Annotated in this window: 2 protein-coding genes and 1 pseudogene; 2 read left to right on the top strand and 1 reads right to left on the bottom strand. The window is 54.5% G+C overall.

Going from position 1 to position 2730, the window contains the following annotated elements; genetic code table 11:
• Positions 1-192: pseudogene (locus tag Q0288_RS17885) on the bottom strand (hypothetical protein); the annotation flags it as partial.
• Positions 193-602: 410 nt separating this feature from the next.
• Here Q0288_RS17885 and Q0288_RS17880 point away from each other — a divergent pair.
• A complete protein-coding gene (locus Q0288_RS17880) occupies positions 603-1538 on the top strand; it encodes an ABC transporter ATP-binding protein (RefSeq protein WP_299433760.1) in 936 nt (311 codons plus the stop codon).
• Entirely contained in the window at positions 1539-2276 is a 738-nt protein-coding gene (locus Q0288_RS17875; RefSeq protein WP_299433757.1) for an ABC transporter permease, read from the top strand. It abuts the gene before it with no gap.
• The last annotated feature ends 454 nt before the right edge of the window (positions 2277-2730 follow it).

The following is a 2730-nucleotide window of genomic DNA, read 5'->3' as shown; positions in this document are numbered from 1 at the left end:
GCCGGCATCTACCCACAGATCCAGATCCTTGGTATAGCGGGGCACTCCCAGAAAAGCCAGGGCATAACCCCCGATGATCAGGGAGCGAGCCCCCTGGCTACCCAGGGCCTCGACGAACTCGAGCATCTCGTGGGTCATTGCGGGCACATCCACTAAACGGGTGCCAGGCACAAGCCAGGCTGTCCATAGCATACTCCCCCTCCCCTGCGGGCACGACTTCCGTGGTGGCTTCCACAACCAGGCGAAAACTCCCCTACAGAACTGTATCTGACCTGCGATTCCGAGGCGAAAAATAAGCTCGAGCCCTGTGGCTATTCGGCTTTGCGTCATCGGGTGTAGTAGAGGCCAAATGTCCGTCGCGCCCCCGGTTACCCTGTTTGTGTCTTGAGATGGGGGAACGTTGCGCAGATTCAAGACTAGGTTACGGCTTTGCCGGAATCGCGTAAGCGACTCGTCTAGATGACCCGCTCCTGGCCGGTAGCCGGTTAGACTAGTCTGGGTTGGCACAAACAGTCTGTCGCTAAGGGGAATTTTAGCTTAGTAGAAGTCGGCCCTCGAGGTTATTCGACGATGGTGACGGGGGTCTGGGAGGTAGCCCGACAGTGAATCCCGTCGAAATACGAAATCTGACCAAGCATTTTGCTCGGTTGGTGGCAGTAGACGATGTCTCTTTTGAGATAAGAGAGAAGGAGGTGCTGGGATTGCTAGGCCCTAACGGGGCAGGCAAGTCCACCATTATTGACCTGATCGTCGGCCTGCGTAAGCCGACTAAAGGAAGCGTGCTGGTCTGGGGGCTAAGTTCAACAAAAAACGGGCTGGAAGTTCGCCGAAGACTCGGCTACGTGCCTCAGCAGGCAGCGGTATTTGACAACTTGTCGGCGCGCGAGAACCTCTCGCTGGCGGCTGAGATGTATGGTGTAGCGTCAAAACAGCGAGTGGCCGAGGTTATCGAGGAATACGACCTTGGAGAAAAAGCCGATAAGCTGGCCCACACTCTTTCCGGAGGGCAGAAGCGCCAGCTCAACTTCGCTTTAGGAAGCATCCCGGATCCGCCGCTGATGATTCTGGACGAGCCCACCGTCGGACTCGACCCCAGCCGCCGTCTGGAGGCCTGGGAGACCATTCGCCGCTTCCAGCAAAAGGGCAAGACCATACTATTGACTACCCACTACATGGAAGAAGCCGATGCGCTGTGTTCGCGGATAATTCTGATTGACCGAGGAAAGCTGGTGGCTCAGGGGAGCTCAGAGGAGCTGAAGTCAACGCTAAGCGACGAGCTGCTGGTTGAGTATACCTTTGCTGAAATGCCTTCCAATGAACTGGTGCAGCTGCTTGCCGGGCTTCAGGGCGTACTAAAAGCCACACACAAAGGGCTTTCTCTGGAAATTACCCTGAAGAAATCTGCCCTGCCGCAGGTTCAGCAGCTGGTTTATCAGAGCAACCTTCTGATCAGGAGCAGCAGCCAGAAAGAGATCACGCTCAACGACGTGTTTTTCCATTACACCGGCAGGCAGCTATTCCGGGATAAGGAGGGCTAAGTGATCAAGGCCCTTATTCTTGCCAAATATACGCTGAAAGACCTGTTCAGAGACAAGGCAAACTTACTCTGGATATTTGCCGTTCCGGTAGGGCTGATAGTAGTGCAAAATTTAGCGGCCATGGAGATGGCAGAGAGAGCCTTCAGGACTGCGGCCATTGTGTTGCTCTTTATGCTCATTTTCGGTTGTACCGGGGTCGGGCTGACCATACTGGATATGCGCAAAAGCGGCACCTTCCGCCGCATACTGATTATGCCCATCAGCCGGACAGGATTTTTTCTTGGCGTGGCCCTGGACATGGTCAGCAGATTGAGCATCATGGTGGGGCTGATATTTGTCATGATGCTGGTTTATCGGATCAGTATCCCGGGATCCTGGCTGGACTTGCTTTTTGTGCTTTTGGTTGCGCTGTTTTTTGCTGTGGCGCTTGGGCTCATCTATGTTACCTTCTCAAATAGCGTGTTTGCGATTATTGGCCTGGGGATTGCGCCCGCCATTGTGCTCTTTCAGCTTTCTGACTGGCACCGCGGAGGAGCCTTCGCAGGAACCGGGCTGGTGGAAATATTGGCAGACCATAACCCGGTTTATCATCTAATGGGCATGCTGGGGGGCATCATATTTGAGGGCGCACCGCTAAGCCAGTTCCACCCAGAGCTTGGCGCGCTATTTCTCTGGACAGCGGGGCTCTTCCTGACCGCGGTGGCGCTGTACCACTGGAGAGTCGAAAAGATGTTGTAGCAAGGCCGCAGGTCTAGCAGCTGGATAGTTACCGCACTCACAAGTTTATACTGAAGCTCCTGGCAATGAAAGCAGAGAAAGTGATGACTGGGACTGGTAATGGCAGCTATGAACGATACCTGAGTCTACCCATGCAATAGAGGTCACATTTCCCGTGCATCACCACCAGTCGCCTGTTACAACGGTTGTGCTTTTAGACGGGGAAAGGCTGTCTGGGTACAGGTAGGGCGTACCCAGACGGGTGACGGGATCAAAGCGGAATTTGACCTTTGCAGGCGAGCAGAGACTCTTTGCCCAGCCCTGGGATCTTATGAGTAATCGCGCGCCACTGGGCTACCACACGCTGTTACACTTCGGCACAAAACGGCCAAACCCCCGACCATATAGATCGAGGGCTTGTACTGTACTGCACCTTGCTTCTTGCTGGTGGGCGATGTAGGATTTGAACCTACGA

Source organism: uncultured Meiothermus sp. (genome assembly GCF_937863175.1).
In the GTDB taxonomy this organism is placed as follows: Bacteria; Deinococcota; Deinococci; order Deinococcales; family Thermaceae; genus Meiothermus.
Note: the sequence above shows the minus strand (reverse complement) of the source record. Positions and strands in the feature narration are given on the sequence as shown.